The 21,624-nt window shown below is 64.9% G+C and carries 21 protein-coding genes and 1 tRNA gene; 9 read left to right on the top strand and 13 right to left on the bottom strand.

The window, feature by feature from the left end:
- Window positions 1–168 precede the first annotated feature (168 nt).
- Together mutY and BMZ17_RS04255 are read left to right on the top strand one after the other, a co-directional pair.
- Entirely contained in the window at window positions 169–1,212 is a 1,044-nt protein-coding gene (mutY, locus tag BMZ17_RS04260) for an A/G-specific adenine glycosylase (protein WP_093136386.1), read from the top strand.
- A gap of 1 nt (window position 1,213) precedes the next feature.
- Window positions 1,214–1,492 carry an oxidative damage protection protein gene (locus BMZ17_RS04255; RefSeq protein ID WP_093136382.1) on the top strand — a complete coding sequence of 93 codons (279 nt, stop codon included), beginning with the start codon at window positions 1,214–1,216 and terminating at the stop codon, window positions 1,490–1,492.
- A gap of 6 nt (window positions 1,493–1,498) precedes the next feature.
- On the opposite strand, the gene BMZ17_RS04250 is transcribed toward BMZ17_RS04255, so the two are convergent.
- Both BMZ17_RS04250 and BMZ17_RS04245 read right to left on the bottom strand, forming a co-directional pair.
- Window positions 1,499–1,972 (bottom strand): DUF6491 family protein, encoded by a 474-nt coding sequence (locus BMZ17_RS04250; RefSeq protein ID WP_254775180.1) that lies wholly within the window; start codon window positions 1,970–1,972, stop codon window positions 1,499–1,501.
- A gap of 75 nt (window positions 1,973–2,047) precedes the next feature.
- Window positions 2,048–2,530: a DUF6491 family protein gene (locus BMZ17_RS04245; RefSeq protein ID WP_093138029.1), complete on the bottom strand. Its 483-nt coding sequence runs from the start codon at window positions 2,528–2,530 to the stop codon at window positions 2,048–2,050.
- A gap of 167 nt (window positions 2,531–2,697) precedes the next feature.
- Here BMZ17_RS04245 and BMZ17_RS04240 point away from each other — a divergent pair.
- Together BMZ17_RS04240 and BMZ17_RS04235 are read left to right on the top strand one after the other, a co-directional pair.
- Window positions 2,698–2,773: transfer RNA gene (locus tag BMZ17_RS04240), tRNA-Phe, on the top strand.
- A gap of 260 nt (window positions 2,774–3,033) precedes the next feature.
- On the top strand, window positions 3,034–3,261 hold the full coding sequence (locus BMZ17_RS04235; RefSeq protein WP_093136379.1) for a hypothetical protein: 228 nt from the start codon (window positions 3,034–3,036) through the stop codon (window positions 3,259–3,261).
- Between the two features lie 15 nt (window positions 3,262–3,276).
- Here the strand turns inward: BMZ17_RS04235 and BMZ17_RS04230 are convergent, their stop codons facing one another.
- Window positions 3,277–3,603: a hypothetical protein gene (locus BMZ17_RS04230; protein ID WP_093136376.1), complete on the bottom strand. Its 327-nt coding sequence runs from the start codon at window positions 3,601–3,603 to the stop codon at window positions 3,277–3,279.
- Window positions 3,604–3,822: 219 nt separating this feature from the next.
- Here BMZ17_RS04230 and BMZ17_RS04225 point away from each other — a divergent pair, with 219 nt between their 5' ends.
- From BMZ17_RS04225 to dxs, 5 genes are all read left to right on the top strand, one after another.
- Window positions 3,823–4,365, top strand: coding sequence for a lipocalin family protein (locus tag BMZ17_RS04225; protein ID WP_093138028.1), 543 nt, complete (start codon window positions 3,823–3,825; stop codon window positions 4,363–4,365).
- A gap of 60 nt (window positions 4,366–4,425) precedes the next feature.
- Complete coding sequence (locus BMZ17_RS04220; protein WP_093136373.1) at window positions 4,426–4,896, top strand: LEA/WHy family protein; 471 nt, start codon at window positions 4,426–4,428, stop codon at window positions 4,894–4,896.
- Window positions 4,897–5,045: 149 nt separating this feature from the next.
- Entirely contained in the window at window positions 5,046–6,836 is a 1,791-nt protein-coding gene (locus BMZ17_RS04215) for an acyl-CoA dehydrogenase C-terminal domain-containing protein (protein WP_093136369.1), read from the top strand.
- 267 nt (window positions 6,837–7,103) lie between these two features.
- Window positions 7,104–7,700 carry an HNH endonuclease gene (locus BMZ17_RS04210; protein ID WP_093138027.1) on the top strand — a complete coding sequence of 199 codons (597 nt, stop codon included), beginning with the start codon at window positions 7,104–7,106 and terminating at the stop codon, window positions 7,698–7,700.
- A 117-nt stretch (window positions 7,701–7,817) separates the two neighbouring features.
- A complete protein-coding gene (gene dxs, locus BMZ17_RS04205) occupies window positions 7,818–9,731 on the top strand; it encodes a 1-deoxy-D-xylulose-5-phosphate synthase (protein ID WP_093136366.1) in 1,914 nt (637 codons plus the stop codon).
- A gap of 49 nt (window positions 9,732–9,780) precedes the next feature.
- On the opposite strand, the gene BMZ17_RS04200 is transcribed toward dxs, so the two are convergent.
- From BMZ17_RS04200 to BMZ17_RS04155, 10 genes are all read right to left on the bottom strand, one after another.
- Window positions 9,781–10,788, bottom strand: a complete 1,008-nt coding sequence (locus BMZ17_RS04200) for a TraB/GumN family protein (RefSeq protein WP_175485470.1) — start codon at window positions 10,786–10,788, stop codon at window positions 9,781–9,783.
- A 133-nt stretch (window positions 10,789–10,921) separates the two neighbouring features.
- On the bottom strand, window positions 10,922–11,422 hold the full coding sequence (locus tag BMZ17_RS04195) for a cupin domain-containing protein (RefSeq protein ID WP_093136362.1): 501 nt from the start codon (window positions 11,420–11,422) through the stop codon (window positions 10,922–10,924).
- Between the two features lie 30 nt (window positions 11,423–11,452).
- Window positions 11,453–12,229, bottom strand: a complete 777-nt coding sequence (locus BMZ17_RS04190) for a WecB/TagA/CpsF family glycosyltransferase (RefSeq protein WP_093136358.1) — start codon at window positions 12,227–12,229, stop codon at window positions 11,453–11,455.
- Window positions 12,230–12,329: 100 nt separating this feature from the next.
- On the bottom strand, window positions 12,330–13,526 hold the full coding sequence (locus tag BMZ17_RS04185; RefSeq protein WP_254775178.1) for a GumK N-terminal domain-containing glycosyltransferase: 1,197 nt from the start codon (window positions 13,524–13,526) through the stop codon (window positions 12,330–12,332).
- 287 nt (window positions 13,527–13,813) lie between these two features.
- Complete coding sequence (locus tag BMZ17_RS04180) at window positions 13,814–15,301, bottom strand: lipopolysaccharide biosynthesis protein (RefSeq protein WP_093136351.1); 1,488 nt, start codon at window positions 15,299–15,301, stop codon at window positions 13,814–13,816.
- Between the two features lie 4 nt (window positions 15,302–15,305).
- Window positions 15,306–16,406 (bottom strand): glycosyltransferase, encoded by a 1,101-nt coding sequence (locus tag BMZ17_RS04175; protein ID WP_093136346.1) that lies wholly within the window; start codon window positions 16,404–16,406, stop codon window positions 15,306–15,308.
- Entirely contained in the window at window positions 16,403–17,533 is a 1,131-nt protein-coding gene (locus BMZ17_RS04170; protein WP_093136343.1) for a glycosyltransferase family 4 protein, read from the bottom strand. The genes BMZ17_RS04175 and BMZ17_RS04170 overlap by 4 nt, the downstream gene beginning before the upstream one ends.
- 37 nt (window positions 17,534–17,570) lie before the next feature.
- A complete protein-coding gene (locus tag BMZ17_RS04165) occupies window positions 17,571–18,596 on the bottom strand; it encodes an acyltransferase family protein (RefSeq protein ID WP_093136340.1) in 1,026 nt (341 codons plus the stop codon).
- Window positions 18,597–18,599: 3 nt separating this feature from the next.
- Window positions 18,600–19,961: a polysaccharide biosynthesis protein GumE gene (locus BMZ17_RS04160; protein ID WP_254775177.1), complete on the bottom strand. Its 1,362-nt coding sequence runs from the start codon at window positions 19,959–19,961 to the stop codon at window positions 18,600–18,602.
- Window positions 19,939–21,399 carry an undecaprenyl-phosphate glucose phosphotransferase gene (locus BMZ17_RS04155; protein WP_093136336.1) on the bottom strand — a complete coding sequence of 487 codons (1,461 nt, stop codon included), beginning with the start codon at window positions 21,397–21,399 and terminating at the stop codon, window positions 19,939–19,941. The genes BMZ17_RS04160 and BMZ17_RS04155 overlap by 23 nt, the downstream gene beginning before the upstream one ends.
- Window positions 21,400–21,624: the final 225 nt, after the last annotated feature.

Raw genomic sequence — 21,624 nt, 5'->3', positions numbered from 1 at the left:
TGGGAGAGGGGTTGGGGTGAGGGTCCGAGGCGAAGCCTCTCGTAATTCCAACCTGCACAGGGCTTCGCCCGACCTCAGCCGCAGGTATGCGGCATCGATATCCGACGCTTCGCGCCACCTTCTCCCGATGGGAGAAGGGTCAAAAAGCCAGCACGAGCCAGCCAGCCCATCGACACCTTCGCCACCAAGCTTCTGACCTGGTTCGACCAGCACGGTCGTCACGACCTGCCCTGGCAGCATCCACGCACGCCGTACCGGGTGTGGCTGTCGGAGATCATGCTGCAGCAGACCCAGGTGCGCGTGGTCATCCCGTACTTCGAGCGCTTCCTGCATGCGTTCCCGACGCTGCCGGACCTGGCCTCCGCAAGCTCGGACGAGGTGATGGCGCAGTGGGCCGGTCTTGGCTACTACGCCCGCGCACGCAACCTGCATGCCGCAGCCAAGCGCTGCGTCGAACTGCATGAGGGCGACATGCCGCGCGACTTCGATGCGCTGCACGCGCTGCCCGGCATCGGCCGCAGCACCGCAGGCGCCATCCTCTCGCAGGCCTGGAACGACCGCGCCGCGATCATGGATGGCAACGTCAAGCGCGTGCTGTCGCGCGTACACGGCATCGCCGGCTGGCCCGGCCTGCCGGCGATCGAGAAACAGCTGTGGGCGCTGGCGATCGACCACGTGCAACACGTGCCCGAAGGCCGCCTGGCCGACTACACGCAGGCGCAGATGGATTTCGGCGCAACGCTATGCACGCGGGCCAATCCGTCCTGCCTGCTGTGCCCCATCTCGACCGACTGCGTCGCCTTCCGCGACGGCCTCACCGAAGCCCTGCCCACGCCGAAGCCCGGCAAGCCGCTGCCCGAGCGCAGCGCCGTGATGCTGATGGCCTTCGACGCGCAAGGCCGCGTGCTGCTGCAACGACGCCCGCCGACCGGCATCTGGTCGGGGCTGTGGTCGCTGCCGCAGGCGGACGACACCACGGCAGCGCGCGCGTGGTTCGAGGCGCATCTGACAGGCGACTTCGACGCTGCCGACGAACTGGCCGAAACGCCGCACACCTTCACCCATTACCGCCTGCACATGCAGCCGCTGCGCTGGCGCCGCCTGTCGCCGCGCGATGCGGTAGGTGACAATGCCGATCTTCGTTGGGTTACACCCGGCGAACTCACCACGCTGGGCCTGCCTGCGCCCATCCGCAAACTCCTGGATGCCTGACATGCCCCGCACCGTGTTCTGCCAGTACGAGAAAAAAGAAACCGAAGGCCTGGACTACGTCCCCTACCCCGGCGAACTGGGCCAGCAGATTTTCGCCAACGTCGGCAAGGCCGGCTGGGCCGCGTGGCTGGCGCAGCAGACCATGCTGATCAACGAAAACCGCCTTTCGCCGCGCACGCCCAAGGACCGCGCCTTCCTCGAAGCCGAACTGCGCAAATTCCTGTTCGGCGGCGAGACCGATAAGCCGGCCGGCTACGTCGCGCCCGGCGACGAGGCCTGATCCTCCTCAGTCCGCCGCCGGCACCGCATCGCGCTCGGCGACGCGCGCTTCGCGCAACGCCTTCTCCGAGGCGCGCAGCGCCTTGGTATCCAGCTTACGGATCGTCTGGATACGGCACGCCACGTTGAAGCCGGACGGACGATTCAATACCTGCACACGGTCCAGGCCTGCAGACACTTGGCCGAGAAGATTGGTGATCAGGATGGTCGAGGCCGCGTCCAGGTCCCTGCAGCCACCGCCGCCGAACTCGAGCAGGTAGGCCTCGTTGGGCTTGGTCCACACGGCCAGCCCGTCATCACCCAGCGCGGTCCAGCCAGTGAGTTGGCGTGCGTAGCTGAAATCGCGCTGCGGCTCGCCGGCATGTTCGCGATACAGCGCCAGGCGCTGCGCGTCGTTGAGGCCGGTACCGGTCGCGCAACCCGACAAAAGCGCGATGGCAAGCGTGCCCGCCAGCGCGGGCCGGGAAAACATATGCAGCATGACGAATCTCCGTACGCGTCGATGTGTGCGAGCGATCAGATGCCGGCAGCTCGGAAAGCGCCGTGACGATCCCGATCAGTGATTTGTCGGCGCCGCTGCGCCCGCCTGACGCTCGGCCGCCTTGGCCTCACGCAGCGACTTCTGCGCTTGTCGCAACGCCTTGACGTCCAGCGGACGGATCGTGTCGATCCGACAAGGCATGCGGAAGCTGTTGTGCAGCCCGCCCAGCACCAGCACGTCATCGAACTTCGCGTAGACCCGGCTGCCCTGGTTGGTCACGGTGATGGCGGGTGCGGTGTCCAGGTCCACGCAGCGTCCCGGCAGCTCCAGCAGGTAGGCCTCGCTGGGCTTGGTCCACACCGCCAGCGCGGTATCGCCCAGCGGCGCCCAGCCGTTGAGCTGGCCGAAGAAGGTAAAGCTCTTGACCGGCTCGCCGGCGTGGGCGCGGTACAGGTCCAACTCCTGCGCATCGGTCAGCCCGTTGGTGGCGCAACCGGCGCCGAGCAGCGCCAACGCGGCCGCGGCGGCAAGGGAAACGAATCGGGTCGTACGGGTCATGACGGCGACTTCCGGCAGCTGAAACAAGGGATACGCCGATGATGCCGCCCCGGTTGCACGCCGGGCGAAACCGGAAAAACAACATTCATCTCACAGGTGGCTTGCCGGAATCGATCTTCGTCCGTATCATGCCGCCCTCGCTTCGGCTCGGCCGCAAGTGCAGCAACGGCCGGGTAGCTCAGTCGGTAGAGCAAGGGATTGAAAATCCCTGTGTCGGGGGTTCGATTCCCTCCCCGGCCACCACTTTGGTGGCGTAGTTGAAAGCGGTACGCGGAAAAGGCTTGCAGCGATGCAGGCCTTTTTGCTGTCTGGCGGTCAGAGCAGCCGCGCGAAGGCGCACATCCGGCCTGACCCAAACCCATCGCGACACCGGCAACGCCCGCGCCGGCTTACCTCACATCACACCGGAAACGAGTGCACATGACTGTCGTGTCCGATGACACGCAATGTCGCATCGCCACGGCATACTGATGCCTTCTTCCGGTAGCCATCACGGGGCACCCTTGGAACGCAGGATCGGGGAGTTCGAGGTGGTCACGTCCTATCTGGTCGACGTGCCGAACAAGTGCATGCGCGGGGTGCTGATGGTCTACGGGCCTGACGGTGCGCTGCTGCGCACGATTCCCGCGACCGGCCCTTCCATGTCCAAGAGCGACATGGAGGAGCGGATGCGCCGCACGGTGGAGTCCATCGAACACATCGCGCCCGATGGCACACCCACTTACCGCTGACCGCGCAACTCGCGATCAGGCGCGCAGGCGATAGCCGCTGCCGGCACTGAGCCCGGCGCCCTTGCGTGACGCGCTGGCCCAGTCGTTGCAGTAGTCGACCAGGGCATCGGTGTTGACCCGGCGATTGCGCTGCTGGCAGAACGCCTTGAGGTCCGAGGTGCGCACCGGCACCTGCACCACGCTCATGCCCTGGCGCTCCAGTCGCGAGCGCGCCTCGGGCGCCGCCTGCTTCCACTCGCGGTAGTTGCGATGCCACTGCCGCTCGGGCAGCAGCGCGCGAAACGCATCGAAATCGTCCTCGTAGAACCATGGCAATGCGATGGCATGCAGTTCCTTGTCCATGACGCCGTCCTCCTCCAGAAGTGTGTGACTGTCACAGTTGCACCATCGACGCAGTGCATGGGTGCAAATGGCAGCCAGGACAGCGAGTCTGTGCAGCGGCCCTGAGCGAAACCGCGCTTTTTGCTGCATGACGGGGCGGATGCATGCAAAAGGCGCTCCACGACAGCGGGATGCCACTGCCCGTAAGCTGCGCTGGCCGACCGTTCCATGGAATCGAACATGCGCCCGATCCCCTTCCTCATAAGCCTGCTGATGCTGACCGGCCTGAGCATCCCGGCTTTCGCCGCCCAACCGGTAACCTCGGTGCCGGCGCTGGACATCTCGCGCTACGCCGGCCAATGGCACGAGATCGCCCACCTGCCCAACCGCTTCCAGGAAGACTGCGCCGGCGACATCACCGCCGGCTATACGCTGCGCGGCGATGGCCATGTCGGGGTGCGCAACGCCTGCACGGACAAGACCGGCGCCCAGATCGTGGCCGAGGGCGAGGCGCGCCCGGTCAAGGGCCATCCCGGCCAGCTGGAAGTGCGTTTCGCGCCCAAGTGGCTGGCCTGGCTGCCACTGGTGTGGGCCGACTACTGGGTGATCGACCTGGACCCGGACTACACCTGGGCCGTGGTCGGCGAACCGGGCCGGGAATACTTCTGGATCCTCTCGCGCGAGCCGAGCATGGACCGCACGCTGTTCGAGGCGATCAAGCTGCGCGCAGCCCAGCTGGGTTACGACCTGTCGGACCTGGCGGTGACCGGGACACTGCGCTGAAGGCGCGCAACGACCGCGTTGTATCCTCGCCCGCTCCTCGCCAACACCGGAACCCTGCGTATGCCGCGTCGCCTGTTGCTGCTCCTGTTGTGCACCGTGTTGCTGGTGGCCTGCAACCGCGGAAACATCAAGCGCGTGTCCGCGCCCGCCGTCAGCCTGCAGCAGGTGAGCGTCGGCACCGATGGCCACTGGAAGGTGGAGCTGCGCTTGCAGAACTACAGCACCATGTCGATGGTGTACGACACGGTCGACCTCCAGGTCACCGTCGATGGCCAGCCGGCCGGCACGCTGTCCAGCAAGCCCGCGTTCTCCATTGGCCCCAGCTTTGCCGACGTGGTGACCCTGGACCTGGCGCCCTCGCCCACCGCACGCATGGCCGTGGCCAATGCGCTGGCCGGCAACGGGATGCTGGCTTACACGCTCAAGGGCAAGATCGCGGTCACGCCGCTGGATGAAAGCCCGCGCAGCTTCGACGTGGACATGCACAGCACGCTCAGCCCGGCGCCCGGCCTGGCTGGCGTCCTGCGCTGAGTCACCTGTCGCCCTGAACCAGCACCTGACCCGGTGTGCGTCCGCCATTTGGCTCGGGCTGCCGGATTAAGCGACAGCTCCATACGCAATAGTATGCTTGTCACCTGGAGCGGGCCGGGAGGCGGCCTGCGCGTACAAAGAGCATCCGCATGAGCAGCTACCGCGCCCCGCTGAAAGACATCCGCTTTGCCCTGTACGACGTGTTGGACGTCGAGCCCCTGTTCGCCCGCCTGGGCTTTGCCGACGCCAGCCAGGAGCTGGTCGATGCGGTACTGGAAGAAGCCGGCCGCTTCACCACCACCGTGTTGGCCCCGCTCAACCGCGTCGGCGACGAGGTCGGCTGCACGCTGGACACCGCCACGGCCGAGGTCACCACACCGCCGGGCTTCAAGGAGGCCTACACCCAGTTTGCCGAAGGCGGCTGGACCGGCCTGACCGCCGCGCCCGAGTTCGGCGGCCAGGGCCTGCCGCACACCGTCGGCGTGCCGCTGGGCGAGATGATCAACGCCGCCAACCTGGCCTGGGGCAACTTCCCGCTGCTGTCGCATGGCGCCATCGAAGCGCTCAAATTCCACGGCCAGCCGTGGCAGCAGGAGGTCTTCCTCAAGCCGCTGGTCGAGGGCCGCTGGACCGGCACCATGTGCCTGACCGAACCGCACTGCGGCACCGACCTGGGCCTGCTGCGCACCCGCGCCGAACCCTTCGGCGAGGACACCTACGCCATCACCGGCACCAAGATCTTCATCACCGCCGGCGAGCACAACTTCACCGACAACATCGTGCATCTGGTGCTGGCCAAGCTGCCCGACGCACCGGCCGGGCCGAAGGGCATCTCGTTGTTCGTGGTGCCCAAGTTCCAGGTCGCGCGCGATGGCACTGTGGGCGCGCGCAACGCGCTGCGCTGCGGCTCGATCGAACACAAGATGGGCATCAAGGGTTCGGTCACCTGCGTGATGAACTTCGACGGCGCACTCGGCTATCTCGTCGGTGCGCCGCACAAGGGCCTGCAGGCGATGTTTACGATGATGAACACCGCGCGTCTGGGTGTGGGTCTGCAGGGCATCGGCCTGTCCGAGCGTGCCTACCAGAATGCGCTCGCCTATGCGCGCGAACGTCTGCAGACGCGTTCGCTGTCCGGCGCCAAATTCCCGGAAAAACCCGCCGATCCGATCCTCGTCCACCCCGACGTGCGCCGCATGCTGCTGTCGATCAAATCGCTGACCGAAGGCGCGCGCCTGCTCGCCTTGCACGCCGGCACCCTGATCGACATCGCCCATCACGCCGACGATGCCGCCGAGCGCGAGCAGGCCGACACGCTGGTCGGTTTCCTCACCCCAATCTCGAAGGCCTGCCAGACCGAGTGGAGCATCGAGAACACCTACAACGCGCTGCAGTGCTTCGGTGGTCACGGCTACATCCACGAACACGGCATGGAGCAGCTGGCCCGCGATGCCCGCATCACCACGCTTTACGAAGGCACCACCGGCATCCAGTCGCTGGACCTGATCGGCCGCAAGACCGCCGCCAGCGGTGCGGCCGGATTGAAGCTGTTCCTGGGCCTGATCGAGCAGTTCACCCGTGCGCATGAAGGTGATGCGGCCGCGGCCGAATTCATCGCGCCACTACGCGAAAAGGCCGCCGAATGGGGCGCGCTGACCCAGGACGTGCTGCAGCGCGCAGCCAGCAATCCGGAAGAACTCGGCGCGGCCAGCACCGATTACCTGTTCTATTCCGGCTACGTGGTGCTGGCCTACTGGTGGGCACGCAGCGTGGTCGCCGCGCAGGCGTCGAACCAGGATGCCGCGTTCAAGCAGGCCAAACTGGAGACCGCGCGGTTCTACTTCGCTCGCATCCTGCCGCGCACCCTGGCCCACGCCGCGGCGATCCGCGCGGGCGCCGAGTCCCTGATGGCGATGGACGACGCGCGCTTCGACGCCTGAACCGGCTCGGCGGCCCGGCGCGGTTGATCGCACCGGGCTGCGCGCATGGGAACCGAAACCCACGCGTTCCCGGCGTTTCTCGTAATCAAGAGGACGAAATCCACCTGCAGCCGCCGAAACACGGAACGCAGTACACAATTCGTCATCCATCAGGTATAACCTGTTTCCCCGATGGAAGCAGACAACGCTCAGCTTCATACGGATGACTCCGAGACCCCGGCACTGTTCGACAGTGCTTCGGCAGGCGACGGACTCGCGTCTCCCGCCATCGTCACTTCACTCTCTCCCCTGATCCGCGCCGCCAGCGTCCGCGTGCTGTCGCTCGATGCGCATGGCCGCGTGCTGGACTGGATCAACTGGCAGGACGCGACCTGCCTGTATGCCCGCGATGCCGTGGCCTGGACCCTGGGCGATCCCTGCCTGACCGTGCGCGGCGGGACCAACCGCCTGACCGGCCAGCAGAGCTTCATCGACCTGCACCCGATCGTGGCCTCGCGCGGCCATGCGCGCGCGGCCGGGCTATCGCCGACGCCGTCGCTGACCAACCAGGCGCTGTTCGCCCGCGACGACCACCTGTGCCTGTACTGCGGCCAGCAGTTCTCGCGCCAGCTGCTGACCCGCGACCACGTGCTGCCGGTGTCCAAGGGCGGCCGCGATATCTGGGAAAACGTGGTCAGCGCGTGCTTTCACTGCAACTCGCGCAAGGCCAACCGCACCCCGCAGCAGGCACATATGCCGCTGCTGGCCGTGCCGTACAGGCCCAGTTGGATCGAGCACCTGATCCTGTCCAACCGCAACATCCTGGCCGACCAGATGGCCTTCCTGAAGACCCATCTGCCCAAGCGATCGCGCCTGTCGGCCTGAGCCGGCGAGGCTGGGTTTCACGCCACCCCGACCGCGGGTGATCCCAGACTGAACCCCCTTGCTTGCCCCTCCCTGTCTACGGGGGGAAAATGCGCAGCTGCATTGCCGACCGCCACGATGATCGACGCTACCCGCTATCCCCGCCTTTCAAGGATCGAAACGCCAGCCGACCTGCGCCGCTTCGACGAGGCCGAACTGACCGCCATCGCCGATGAACTGCGGGCCTACCTGATCGAATCGGTCGGCCGCAGTGGCGGCCATTTCGCCGCTGGCCTAGGCGTGATCGAACTCACCGTGGCCCTGCACTACCTCTACGACACGCCCAACGACCGCCTGGTCTGGGACGTCGGCCACCAGACCTACCCGCACAAGATCCTCACCGGCCGCCGCGACGAGATCCATACCGTCAAGCAGGCCGACGGCGTGGCGCCGTTCCCCAAGCGCGAAGAGTCCGAATACGACACCTTCGGCGTCGGCCATTCTTCGACCTCGATTTCCGCGGCGCTGGGCATGGCGATCGCTAATGCGCAGCTGGGCAACGGCCGGCGCTCGGTCGCGGTGATCGGCGATGGCGCGATGACCGCCGGCATGGCGTTCGAAGCGCTAAACCACGCCGGCGGCATGGAAGACGAGCCCGATGTACTGGTTGTGCTCAACGACAACCAGATGTCGATCTCGGAGAACGTCGGCGCGTTGACCCAGCTGCTGGGCCGCATGAGCTCGTCCAAGACGCTCAACGCGTTGCGCGAAGGCGGCAAGAAGCTGTTGGGCGACAAGCGCAAGCCGCCGGCGCGTTTCATGCGCCGCTGGGAAGAACACTGGAAGGGCATGTTCGTGCCGTCCACGCTGTTCGAGCAGATGGGCTTCCACTACACCGGTCCGATCGACGGCCACGACGTGCCGGCGCTGGTTGGCGCACTGAAGACCATCAAGACCCTCAAGGGCCCGCAGCTGCTGCACGTCATCACGACCAAGGGCAAGGGCTACGAGCGCGCCGAAGGCGACCAGATCGGCTATCACGCCGTCGGTCCGTTCGACCCGCTCAAGGGCCTGCCGGCCAAGGCCGTCGCCACGGTCAAGAAGCCCACCTACACCGATGTCTTCAGCGATTGGCTGTGCGACATGGCCGCGGCCGATCCGTTGCTGCTGGGCATCACCCCGGCGATGCGCGAAGGTTCGGGCCTGGTGCGGTTCTCGCGCGAGTTCCCCAAGCGCTATTTCGACGTGGCCATCGCCGAGCAGCACGCAGTGACGCTCGCCGCGGGCATGGCCTGCGACGGCGCCAAGCCGGTCGTAGCGATCTACTCGACCTTCCTGCAGCGCGCCTACGACCAGCTGGTGCATGACGTGGCGATCCAGGACCTGGACGTGCTGTTAGCGATCGATCGCGGCGGCGTGGTCGGCCCGGATGGCGCCACGCACGCGGGCAACCTGGACCTGAGCTTCCTGCGCTGCGTGCCGAACATGGTGGTGATGGCGCCGGCCGATGAAAACGAATGTCGGCAGATGCTGTCCACCGGCTTCGGCCATACCGGCCCGGCCGCGGTGCGTTATCCGCGCGGCACCGGCCCCGGCGTGGCGGTCGATCCGTCGCTGGACACCTTGCCGATCGGCAAGGCGCAGCTGCGCCAGCGTGGCCAGCAGGTCGCCTTGCTTGCCTTCGGCGCGATCCTGCCTGCTGCCGAACAGGTCGCGCGCGAGCTTGGCCTGACCGTGGTCAACATGCGCTTCGTCAAACCGCTGGACCGCGAGCTGCTGCTGGAACTGGCCCGCAGCCACGCTGGCTTGGTGACGCTGGAAGACAACGTGGTCGCCGGCGGCGCGGGTTCGGGCGTGGCAGAACTGCTCAACGCCGAAGGCGCGCACCTGCCGATCCTGCACCTGGGCCTGCCCGATGCCTTCCAGCACCACGCCAGCCGCGAACAGCTGCTGACCGAGGCGGGCCTGGATGCCGCCGGTATCCGCAAGGCGGTGCTGGCGCGCTGGCCGCAGCTGGGCAGCGGTACGCCGCCACTGAGCGCGATCGGCTGAGTACGCCGTACCTGCGAATCGCACTGATGCGATTCGCAGGCGATGAGTTTCAGTATTCGCCCGGTGCTTCGACGGTGTAGCCGCGCGCCTTGAGGTCTTCCATCAGGTTGTCGCGACCGAGCACCAGCCCGATCGGCAGCAGGCCGACCGTGCTGACATTCGTGGACAGCGCCGCATCGGCTTTCTGCAGCCATAGGTCCAGTGACTGCTTGCGCAGGTTGCCGATGCCGAACTTGCGCGCAATCGCGCTCTCGCTGATCGCGGCCTGGCATGCAGCGTACTGGCTGGTCTGCGGACTGTTGCGCAGCACCTCGACATCGCCCACCGCCCAGGCGTTGGCCTGCTCGCGCATGGCGTCGATTTCGCGGTCGATCACTTCCAGCGTGCGCACGAAACAGGTCTGGTCCTGCAAGCCCGTGCGCTGGAATTCCTTGATCGCCGCCTTGGGGTCGTCCAGCTTGGCGGTGCTGGTGACGTCGGTGATCTTCAGTTTCTGGCGCTTGGCCAGCTTCTCCACTTCGCCGCGCACCACGTTGTCCATGGTCAGGCCGGAGCGCTTCATCGCGGCCATGTACAGCTCGGTTGCCGCGAAGATCGGGCGCCACTGCTCAACCCCGCGATCGCTGCCGATATAGCGCGCCTTGAGCGTGCTCCAGCGTGCGTACTGATCCGCCGGAAGCACCTCCTGCAAGGTCTGTCCGTCCGGATTCTTGCGCGCCTTCAGCAGCGCCGGGATCAGGAACAGGCTGCGGAACATCCCGCGACCGGTATCCAGCGACAGCGTCGGCGGCAACAGCAACTCCTGCGACTGGGCGATCGCTTGTTCCACCTCCTGCGAGCGCCACTCCATCCGCTTGGGCAGCGGCGACAAAGTGCCGAGCACCCACAGCGTGTGCGCGCCATGGCTCACCTTCCACAAACCCGGACCTGGCTGAACGCCAGAGACCGTCATCGGCGCCAGATCGGTGATCGATGCGTCTGCTTGCGACGGTGTCGGCGGTGCGCTGACGAGAGGCGTTGCGTGCTCCTGTGCCACTGCCATCAGGGGCAGCAGCATGAAAGCCAGCGCCGCGCGCCCTGCCCGTCTTTTCCATGGAATCTGTGTTGAAGCCTTTCGCACGTGCCGCGTCCTGCCGCTGTCTGCCAGCGGGCACTGTAACGACGGGGATCGCTGACCGCACGAGGCGATTTCAGAGCGCGTGGCGCGCCTTCAGCTTGGCGGCGATCTCGGGCGCGGCATCGATCAGGGCAAAGCCCTCCCACTCGAATCCGGGCGTGACCACGCAGCTCACCAGGCTCCATGGCGAGGCGGTCCAGGCCCGCTGCCACCAGCCCGCGGGCACGGCGTGGAACGCGACCAGCGCTGCGTCCTCCGGTTCTGGCGTTGCGAGCATATTGCCCAGGATGACCTCCTGCAGCTGCTCGGTCGCCGGCTCGAACACCTGCAATCGCAGCGGACCGCCCGCGCGCCAAAGCCAGGCCTCGTCAGCATCCACGCGATGCCACTCGCTGCACTGTCCGTCGCGCAGCAGGAAGTCGATGGCGGTCGACGCCGGCCGACGCCGCTGTCCGCATTGCACTTGCAGCGCGGACGCATGGATCCGTCGGTAGTAGCCGCCCTCGGGATGCGGCGCCAATTGCAGGCTCCGGATCAGGTCATCGGCAGTGACGTGGGGAGCTGGTTCGGTCATGTCCCAGCATGGCCGTCGCGCTGACCGCGTTCAAGCCATGCGGGTTTCACGCGCCCGGATGCAGACCCCGAAGAACGTAAACAGATCGATGGTGTAACGCTTGCACAAACGCCGTGGCTCCAGCAGCAGGCGGAACGCCCACTCCATGTGGATACGCTGCACCCATGCAGGCGCCCGCTTTGCATTGCCGGACAGGAAATCCAGCAACGCACCCACACCGAATGCGAGCGGCACTTCCAACTGCTCGCTGTGCTCCAGGATCCAGCACTCCTGGATCGGGTTGCCCAACGCCACTAGCAGCACGTCAGGCTGCGCGCGATTGATCGTGCGCACCAGCTCATCGCCCTGCTCGCGCATCTGGCCGTAACCGTCGCAGATGCCGACCACGTCCTGCCCGTACACGCCTTCCAGCGTGGCCGCAGCGGCCGCTGCGATGCCAGGCTTTGCACCCAGCAGGAAAAAACGTAGCGGACGCTTGCTCCGCGCACATAGGTTTGGGATCAGATCGGTGCCGTTGAGATTTTCCAGGAAGCGCTGACGATGGATCAGCATTGCGGCCAGATCCAAGCCAATTCCGTCGTTTACGATGACGGTCGATGGGCGCTGCAGCGCGGCGCGCTCACTGCGACATTCCACGATGAAGTTCGTGTTCGCGAAGAAAACCTGCCTACGACCGCCTTGTTCAATTTCTCTCAGCAGCGCCCCAACGAATGGCTCTAGGCGCGTCCTCAGGATCGGGTAACCACCCAACCAGACAACATCCTCTCGCACATCATCATCAACGAGTCCACCAGCGACTATCGACATAAAAGAAATCAATCCAGACTCAGGTTTTCGACACTTCAAAGAACGATAAAAGCAGCTATCAGGGACAGACGCTGCCTGAGGCCCTTCTTCCGCTAGCCTCTCATGAAACTAAATGGGTTTCCGGATACCGCTCCGGCTGCAGCAGGCGGTCGGTGGTTTCGCGCCAGTCCAGGCATTCCCGATAGCGCACATGCGGCGCTTCAAGGGCCAACTGGATGGCATCGCGAATGGAGTCGGCATCGCCCGGCGTATAGCCGAAGCGCGAGGCGTACGTACCCACCACGGCATGCGGACACACGGCCGGCAGACCGAAGAAGTCGTACTGCAGCAGTTTCATCGAGCTGTCGGCCAGGTAAGCCGGCACCTGCTCGGACGAATACGGCGCGATGCCGATATTGGCGTGCTTGATGTAGCGCACCACATCGGCGTGCTTCATCTCGCCATACACCACCACGTTGTCGCCATAACCCGGTATCGCACCGCGACCGGAACCGATCACGTGGAAAGTCACCTCGGGGAAGGCCTGGCTGGCCTGCACGAAGAACTCCGGGTCGAACAGCATCGAACCCACCGCCACCGCATGGATGCCGGTCTCGGGATAGGGACGCGGATCGCCCATCTCTTCCAGGCCCGGATCGACACCGTGTCCGACGTGATAGACGTTGTGCTGGCTGTTGATTTCATCCGCCATTACCGGCGAGACCAGCGCGATCGCATCGAGCGAAGCACACACATCATCGAACTCGCGCGCAATGAATTCGGCCACTTCGATCGTGCTCAATCCATCGGAAGCACGATAGACCAGGCGCGCCTTCGGATTCAGCTGCTGCGCCAAACGGATGAACGCCACCGCCGTGCCGCTCTCGAACACAATCACATCGGATTCGCGGATCCAGCGCTTGAGGATGTCGGGCGGGTTGCGCGCGTACATGCGGAACATCGTGTTCTCGACCGGCCGCAACCACTGCCGCCGTGTATTGAACGGATGCACGAGCGTGCGCCACAGATAGCACTCCACGCCCTTGTGCTTGACCACGGTGTTGGCGGTCTCGTCCAGCGGCAGGCGCATATCGTGCTTCATGCGCGAAAGCCGGCTATAGCGCAGAGAGAAGAACCGCGTCGTACCGCGCTTAGCCAATTCATCGGTGATGAAATGGATATTGGCGCGGCGCGGCGTGCGGTAATCGTGCGCCGACAACACTAGGTAGCGCGGCTTTTTCTTTTCGCCTGCAGGCTTGGGAGGCAATGCTGCGGGTGATTCGATTTCGGCGACTGTGGGGGAGTCAGGGGCCGACATGGGGCGTCCTCGTCAGGAGCGGGTCGCGACCATGCGACCCGGCACAACCGGAGTGAAATCCACCACCACAGGATGCAGTCACCGGCCCCAAAGGCAGGTGCATTTAAAGAGCAAGACGAACTGCAAAAGCCCGGGGGATGGCTGCAACGGCAGCCATCGATCACACTGATGACTACACGGTCCCAGAGTGCTTGTTTTCTCGGGAGCGGAGCGTGACCGGGCTCACCTAAATGACTGCACGCATGAACTTGGATCGGGCTCTATTCATGAACATGCCGATGATGTGTTCAGCCGCGGCGGCGCAATAACTCTTTGCTTTGCAGGATCGTGCGCACGTCGTTACGAAATGCAGGCCACACAAGGCACACGACGCCATAAGCCACCAGGATCGCTACCACGCCGATCACCAGCTCCATCACCGGGGTCTGCGCCCAGTGTGTTGCCGCGAACCACGACACCAGCGCGCAGACGCCATAACCCACGATCGCGCGCAGGCCGTTGTTGAACATCGCCCAGCCCGGTGCATTGCCGACGCGCGCCACCCAGATGGTGGACAGCGGCCACGTCAAGGCCAGTCCCAGCGAATACCCCGCTGCCACGCCGAGCGCACCCCAGTACGCACCTCCGAAGATGCACGCGATGATCAGCAGGCGCGCGATCACCGCATACACCAACTGCGAGCCCGCGAGCCCCTTCGACAGAAAGACCCAATACGAGGCGTAAGCGACCACCTGGAAGATGCCGCCGACCGCAAGCACTTGGAAGATGATCACCGCCGGCTGCCACTTCTCGCCCAGGAAAATCGTGATCAGCGGTGAGGCCTGCGCGCAGGCGAAGGCAAAGATCGCCACCACCACGTGCACCAGCACCGTCTGTCCGCGCAGCAAGAAAATATCGTAGCGGCCCGGTTCGTCCTGCAGCTTGGATAACACCGGCAGCGCCACCGTGGTCGCCGGCGCATTGATCTGGTTGAGCGGCATCATCAGCAGCTGGAACGCGCGGTTGTAGAGGCCCAGCGCCTCGGCGCCGGTGCGATAACCGATCACAACCTGGCCGATGTTCTGGCTCACATAGCCCAGCATCTGCGCGGCCATGAGGTTGGTGCCGTAAGTGAGGAAGTCGCGCATCGGCACGCCGCGATGCGGCCGTCCCGGCAACCAGCGCGAGGCAATGGCGGAAATGATCAGGCCCACGGCGCCTCCCACCACCTGCTGGATTGCCAGCGCCCAGTAACCCCAGCCCGCCAGTGCGGCCAACACGCCGGAGATTAGGCCCAGCGTCTGCCCGCCCACGTCGCTCATCGCGAGCCGGCCGAACTGCAGGCCACGGCTCAAGTGCGCGCGGTACTGCGTGTTCATGCCGCTCAGCAGGAAGGTCACCGACATGACCTGCGCCACGGCGACCAGGCGCGGCTCGTGATAGAAATCCGCGATCAGACCGGCGCCAGCGAAGACAGTCAGCCCCAATCCCAACCCGATCGCACTGTTGACCCAGAAGAGATTGTCGCGCTGCGCATTCGAGAGCGACTTGGCCTGGATCGCCGCCGAGGACAGGCCGAAGTCGCGCAGAATTTCGCAGATGCCCACCAGCGCGGTGACCATGGCCATCAGGCCGTAGTCTTCCGGGCTCAGCAGGCGCGCCAGCAGGATGATCCCGCCGAACTGCACCACCATGCGCGCGCCCTGCCCCGCCATGGTCTTGGCGGCGCCCGCAGCGGCGCGCGAGCCCAAGTTGGAAGTGGATCCGGGCGGTGTTGCAGGCGAACTCACGGACATGCCTTCATCGGCTCCTGCCAGTGGTGGCCTTCGCGCCCGAGGCGGCACGCGCGACGGAACGACGCCCCAGGCGCTGGCGGATCGCCGCCGCATAGCTGCGATAGTGGCGCTCGCCCGCGCGCGCCCAATCGCGTTGGGACAGATCGGAATGCCGGCGGCGCGGCAGGCTGCGTGCACGTCGCAGGCCGTCCTCCAGGACTTCCGCGGTCAACTCGCCGTCGTACATCAGCACCCAACCATCGCCGACCTCTTCGGCCACGGCGGCATTGTTCTCGGTGTGCGGCACGAGCACCGGACGATCCAGCGACAGGCTCAGCAGCAACGTGCCGGAGTTGTGCATCTCGCGATACGGCAGCACCACCAGCTCGGCTTCGGACACCTCGCGTGCCAGCGTGGGATCGTCGACGTACTGCAGCAGCGCGCTGATCCGCGCGTCTTCTTCGCAGGCATGCTCGACCACCGTGCGCATCGCGTCACTGGCCGGATTGCCGACGATCCGCAGCCTGCAGCCCGGCGTACGCAATCCGGACATCGCCGCCATCAGCACTTCCACGCCCTTGTACGGACGGATCAGGCCAAAATGCAGCAAGCGCCCAGCCTTGGACTGCGGCCGCTCCATCTGCGCGTACCAGTCACGGTAATGGCCGTGCAGCGCAGTATCGGTGCCAGGATCACGCAGCTCGGTGGTCGCATTGATGCGGATCCAGCGTGTGGTCAGACGATCCATCCAGCCCAGCAGCGCACGTTCGAAGCGGCCGCCGCCTTCATGTGGCGCCAGGTTGTGCAGCGTCCTCACCACCGGCGTCCGTAGCAGCGTCCAGCGCATCAGCAGCACCGCCACCGCACACTGGCGCAACAGGCGTCCTACAACCGAGTGGTGGCGCATCATGTATTCGGGCCAGTGCAGGTGCACCACGTCGTAACGGGACAGCAGCGCGGTGCGCAGCGACCAGTAGCGGATGTGCACCAGCGGCGTCAGCGCGCCGAATAGCTGCACGAGATAGGGATTGGTCTTGGGCGTGGGCGCGTTGACCTGCTGCAGCACGGTCAAGCTCGGCCGCAATCCCAGGCCTTCGGTGTGATCGTTCGATGTTGTGTGCTTCATGACGCACCCTCCATTCCAAGTGCAGCGTGGTACTCGGCGACATAGCGCCCGACGACGTGCTTCCAGTCATAGCGGGCCACGTAGGCCATGGCCCGCGTCCGGCGTGCGGTGTATTCCTGCTCGGACACCGTCGCCTGTTGCTCGGCCGCCTCGGCACCGGCAGCGGGATTGCGGGGATCCACGATGACGCCCAGGTCAGACTCTCGGTGCAACCGCATGAACGGCGGGATCTGGCTGAGTACGGGCACCAGCCCGGCGCTCATCGCCTCAACCGGCGCGATGCCAAATCCCTCGTGACGCGACAGGCAAACGAAGTACTGCGCCTTGCCCAGCAGCGTTCCCAGCTCGGTTTCGCTCGGCGACACGACGATCTCGACCGCGCCTTGCAGGCCACGTGCCGCGATCTCGCGCTCCAGGTCGGCGCGGGTCAGGTCGTACTCGCGGCCCGCGACGATCAGCTGCCAGGACGCATTGCGCTCACGCAGGGCGGCAAAGAGATCCAGTGTTTCCAGCAGGCCCTTGTTGACCGACCAGCGCCCGAAATAGATCAGCGTCCGTCCGTTAGTCGGGCTGCCCTTGTCCGCAAATTTGGTGACATCGACGCCGTTCTCGATCACGCGCAAGCGCTGCGGGGAAACAACCTGCGAGAACATGTCACCGTCGTTTTCGCTCGTTGCCACCACACGCTTGTATGCCAGCGCCGAGGCGCGCGTAAGCGTGTTGAACCACAACTTCTTCAGCTTGGACGCGTAGGCCGTATGAAAGAAGCCGCCGTGCGTGGACACGATCATCGGCTTGCGATGCAGCAGCGTCGTCAACGCAAGATAGTCGTAGAAGAAATCGATACCGTGCACGTGCACCACATCGGCGCTGGAGATCGCACGCAGCACGGCGGGCGTCAGCGGGTAACGCGATGAGCCACGCCACGACAGCCGGCGCACCGGCAGCGTTCCGTGCTGGGCCGTGGAGGCTAGCCGCAGTTCCGGCTGCGAGAACACCCGGTCGAGCGTGACCACTTCCACCTCGTCATTGCCGGCGGCCTGGTGGTGGCGCGCCACGTTGAGCACGACCTCCTCCATCCCACCGACGGAAGGATGGAACTGGCGCACGACATGCACCACTTTCATACGGACACCTTGTTGCAGAAAACGGGAGACATACGCATCACACCTTGCGCCGCAGTCCGATCGACCAGGGCGCCATGCGCGCCAAGATCCACCGCAACGGCACGGAGGCAGCAAGCGCGAAGATGGAAATGAAAACAGCCCATGCCGGGCCCGGCTGCGCGTCGCCGCGGAACATCCCGGCCAGCGACGCCACGCCAGACAGCACGAAGAAGATCAGGATGTGCGTGCACAGGATCACCAGCGTGTTCTGCCCGATCCAGCGCAGCGGCCCAATGCCTTCGAACAGACGCGCCAGGCACAGCACGATCAAGGTGCCCAGGCACGCATTGACGAAGAACAGCACAACACTGCCGCCGAACAGCATGGCGTTGATGTCCACGCGTCCGTTGTAAAACGCGAGGACCGCCCAAGGCGCGATCAGCATCAGCGCCATCAGCGCGTTGCCGCGCACCGATGCCGGGAGCACCTTGCGCTGCGCCAACCAGCCGCCCAGCGCATAGAACACCAGCGCGATCGGCAAGACGTCCAGCCCGAACGGAAGCCGCACGCTGAGCGAGGGAAAGACTGCTGTCCAGACCAAGCCCACCACCAGCGCGACCGATACCAAGATGCCGACCGGCACACGACGCAGCAGGAAGGCCGCGAGCGTGGTCACGAACAGCACCGGCAAGAACCAGAGCACCGGGTTGACGTACAGATCCGGGCCGATGCCCGTTACCAACCCCTGCACCGGATCCCACCAGGGCAAGCTGCCCCAGCGCGCCGCCTTTTCGCCCATGTGTCGGGTCAACAGCCAATACACATAGCCGGTGAAGAAGAAGAGCAGATACGGCAGCAGCAGGCTGCGCACCAATCGCACCAAGGTTTCGCCGAATCCGCGCTCGGTGCCGTGCGCGCGCGCGACCCATCCGGACAACAGGAAGAACAGTGGCACGTGGAAGCTGTAGACCAGGATGGTGAACGCGTGCGGGATGCCGCGCGCATGCCCCAGCACGACCAGGATGATCGCCAGCGCCTTGGCCGCGTCGATCCGAAAATCGCGCGCCTGTCCCACGGATGACACCGTTCAAGGTGCTCCCGTCGAGACGCCGTCCGGCTCGGCTGTCCGACGGTTGACGGCCCATGCTTCCAATGCGGGGACATGCGAGAACCACTGGCCTTTCGGCAACTGCCACATCACGCCCAGGACAAACCACCAAAGCGCGGCGGACTTCACCGAGAACAAGCTGTTGGACACCAGCAAGCCCAGTGCGAACGCCAACATGAAGAAATTCTTGAAAGCCTGGCCATCCTCGGTCGGCATCTCCAGCCCGAAGGCGAAAGCCAACAGGAAAGCGCCGACGATCATGATCGACTGTGAGGCGATGAAATACGCCACGCCGCTATCGGCGTACAGATACGGCACATCGAAATCCAGGCCCAGCCAGGCTTCGGCCGTCATTTCCTGCAGTGCATGCACCGTCAGGTAGACGCGTCCCATCGTGGTGTCTTCGTAGGCGTTGACCCGCATCAGCCACACCATCGCGGCCGCGCCTACGATCACCAACGGCAACATCAGGAAGGAGAACCGCTGGTCCAGCTTGCGCAGGAACGGCGCGCCGAGTATCAGCAGCAAACTCGTCCCAGCCGCGAGTCGGCCGTCGGATGCCACGATCAGGAACAGCAACAACCCGACCGAAAAGATGATCCGTTTTGGCCCCATCGAGCGCCAGAACACGAGCAGGATCGCGCAGAAGAACACCAGGTAGTTACCCGTGGTCACCGGCTCCACGAAGATCGAGGACGCGCGCGGTAGATTGCTTCCCGCGAGGAAGTTGCGTTCGCCCGGACGGGTCGCACTGACGAACAGATTGCTGTCTTGGTTCCAGAAGCCGCCAGCGTCGAGGCCGCGCGTGTTGACGTAATAGCTCTTCGGATTGACCACGTCACCGTAAAGATTCGGTGCGACCAGTTCGACGACCGCGACGAGCGCCACGATCACGGTCATGCGCAGGAACAACCGCGGCAGCGAGCCACCATAGGCCGCGCCCAGCACGAGAAAGGCGAACGGAATGATCGCGTCGCGGATGAACTTCGCATCCACGCGCCACTCCAGGACATAGCGAAGCAGCATGATCGCGCCGATCAAGCCGATGCCCACGAGCAGCGCGACGATCTTTTCGCGTTGCAGGGTCCAGATGCCCAGGCCGAAGCAGCCCGCATAGATCACCAGCTCCGCGACGTAGGTCAGGGCCGGGGACACCGTGAAGAACTGCGCATTCACGATCGCAAGCAGGAAGTTGTAGCCCACCGCGAAGAGCAGCAGCAGCTCGATCAGCAGATCGCGCCCACGATGGTCAGCCTGGGCTTGTTCAACATCCGCAGCGCGTGGCAGCAAAGACGGGTCTGTTACAGCGGACATGGGATCAGTACGCAGTCTTCTGGCCAAGCACGCGGAACGCGGTCAGCACGATGATCTTGCAGTCCAGCCACAGCGACCAGCGACGGATGTAGTCCAGATCGTATTGCACGCGCTTTTTCATCGTCCGCAGCTCTGGCGTCTCACCGCGGAAACCGTTGACCTGCGCCCAGCCGGTGATGCCCGGCTTGACGTAGTGGCGCTGCATATAGTGATTGATCAGCTTCTCGTAGTGGCTGTTGTGCTGGGCGGCATGAGGACGCGGCCCGACGATCGACATGCTGCCGCCTAGGACATTCAGGATCTGCGGCAATTCATCCATGCTGGTACGACGCAGGAAACCACCGAAGCGGGTAATGCGCGAATCTCCGCGGGTGGCCTGCTTCACTTCCGCGCGACCTTCCTGATGCACGACCATCGAGCGGAACTTGAGCATGTAGAACTCGCGCCCGCCCAAGCCATGGCGCTTCTGGCGGAAGAACACCGGACCCGGCGAGCTGAGCTTCACGCCCGCCGCGATGGCCAGCAGCAGCGGCCACAGCACCAGCAGCGCGCCCACCGCCACAATTTTGTCCTGGACCGCCTTGGCCACGACAAAGTAGTTGTCGCGATCCACGCCGCCCTGGCGCAGGTTGATCACCGGAACGCTGCCGATCTGCTCGCCCTGCTGATTGAGCATGCCGAAGTCGAATAGGTCCGGCACCAGCTTGACCGTGATCGGGAAGCGATCCAGCACCTGCAGCAGTGCCTTGATGCGATCACGATCGCCCAGCGGCATGGAAATCCAAACCTGCTCGATCGTGTTTTCCTGCAGATACCGCTCAAGCTCTTCCGGCGCCGAAATGCCCAGGCACGGCAGCTGACTCGACGCGGCGCTGGGCACCATGTCGTAACGGCTCTGGAAATAGCCGACCATCTGCAGGCCGACCCAACTGTTGCGCGACAGATACTTCTGCAGCTTGAACACGGGGGTCCGCAAGCCGATCACCACGACGCGCTGGACGTCCAAACCTGTGCTACGCAGCGCGTTCAAGCCGTTCCGCAGCAGGGTGCGCGAGACCACCAATGCCGCAAAACCGGTGACATACCAGGTTCCCAGCCAGGCCCGCGAGACGAACTGGCCCATCTGTACGACCAGCGCATGCACGGCGAACAGCGCGAAGACGCCGCTCCATGCCATGCCCAGGACCATCACCTCGCGCCCAAGGCCGCGGCCGCGCCAACTGCGATACAGCGGGAACGCGGTGAAGCAGATCACCGCATAGAGCAGCGTGGTCCCGATCACGGCGCGATAGCCGACTGCTGGCAACCAGGTGTCGAACCGCAGGCGATAGGCGATCAGCGCTGCGGCAATCACCACGGCGATATCGGAAACTCGCAGGATGACGTCGGCCGCCGCCGAATATTTGGACAATAGGCGCGGCGACGAGGTGGTCGAAGCACCGCCACTTAGATCAGCCAACAGCATGGCTTTCTCCGAATCAGACCCGGGATGGATAAAGCGCGGGGGATCGCCTTATCGGATCGGGCCAGAAAATCATCCGCGACTCGACCGCTGCAATGCTCTCCTCGGCATTGGCCCCATGGTCGGAAGCGGTGCATTTTGAATGTCACGCATTGCATTGCATCGAATCATTCCTTGCCCGAATGGAACTCGAACAAGCCACCTGTTGCAGCGCAACACTCTCACGAA

It is taken from the genome of Pseudoxanthomonas sp. GM95, assembly GCF_900109775.1.
Lineage (GTDB): Bacteria > Pseudomonadota > Gammaproteobacteria > Xanthomonadales > Xanthomonadaceae > Pseudoxanthomonas_A.
The sequence above is the reverse complement of the archived record's forward strand: the minus strand, read 5'-3'. Positions and strand labels throughout refer to the sequence as shown.

What these genes read in the sequence shown, in the direction of transcription:
- BMZ17_RS04255 (WP_093136382.1), top strand. Translation starts at nt 1,214, where the DNA reads ATGCCCCGCACCGTGTTCTGCCAGTACGAGAAAAAAGAAACCGAAGGC.
- BMZ17_RS04250 (WP_254775180.1), bottom strand. Translation starts at nt 1,972, where the DNA reads ATGCTGCATATGTTTTCCCGGCCCGCGCTGGCGGGCACGCTTGCCATC.
- BMZ17_RS04245 (WP_093138029.1), bottom strand. Translation starts at nt 2,530, where the DNA reads ATGACCCGTACGACCCGATTCGTTTCCCTTGCCGCCGCGGCCGCGTTG.
- BMZ17_RS04230 (WP_093136376.1), bottom strand. Translation starts at nt 3,603, where the DNA reads ATGGACAAGGAACTGCATGCCATCGCATTGCCATGGTTCTACGAGGAC.
- BMZ17_RS04225 (WP_093138028.1), top strand. Translation starts at nt 3,823, where the DNA reads ATGCGCCCGATCCCCTTCCTCATAAGCCTGCTGATGCTGACCGGCCTG.
- BMZ17_RS04220 (WP_093136373.1), top strand. Translation starts at nt 4,426, where the DNA reads ATGCCGCGTCGCCTGTTGCTGCTCCTGTTGTGCACCGTGTTGCTGGTG.
- BMZ17_RS04215 (WP_093136369.1), top strand. Translation starts at nt 5,046, where the DNA reads ATGAGCAGCTACCGCGCCCCGCTGAAAGACATCCGCTTTGCCCTGTAC.
- dxs (WP_093136366.1), top strand. Translation starts at nt 7,818, where the DNA reads ATGATCGACGCTACCCGCTATCCCCGCCTTTCAAGGATCGAAACGCCA.
- BMZ17_RS04200 (WP_175485470.1), bottom strand. Translation starts at nt 10,788, where the DNA reads ATGCTGCTGCCCCTGATGGCAGTGGCACAGGAGCACGCAACGCCTCTC.
- BMZ17_RS04195 (WP_093136362.1), bottom strand. Translation starts at nt 11,422, where the DNA reads ATGACCGAACCAGCTCCCCACGTCACTGCCGATGACCTGATCCGGAGC.
- BMZ17_RS04190 (WP_093136358.1), bottom strand. Translation starts at nt 12,229, where the DNA reads ATGTCGATAGTCGCTGGTGGACTCGTTGATGATGATGTGCGAGAGGAT.
- BMZ17_RS04185 (WP_254775178.1), bottom strand. Translation starts at nt 13,526, where the DNA reads ATGTCGGCCCCTGACTCCCCCACAGTCGCCGAAATCGAATCACCCGCA.
- BMZ17_RS04180 (WP_093136351.1), bottom strand. Translation starts at nt 15,301, where the DNA reads ATGTCCGTGAGTTCGCCTGCAACACCGCCCGGATCCACTTCCAACTTG.
- BMZ17_RS04175 (WP_093136346.1), bottom strand. Translation starts at nt 16,406, where the DNA reads ATGAAGCACACAACATCGAACGATCACACCGAAGGCCTGGGATTGCGG.
- BMZ17_RS04170 (WP_093136343.1), bottom strand. Translation starts at nt 17,533, where the DNA reads ATGAAAGTGGTGCATGTCGTGCGCCAGTTCCATCCTTCCGTCGGTGGG.
- BMZ17_RS04155 (WP_093136336.1), bottom strand. Translation starts at nt 21,399, where the DNA reads ATGCTGTTGGCTGATCTAAGTGGCGGTGCTTCGACCACCTCGTCGCCG.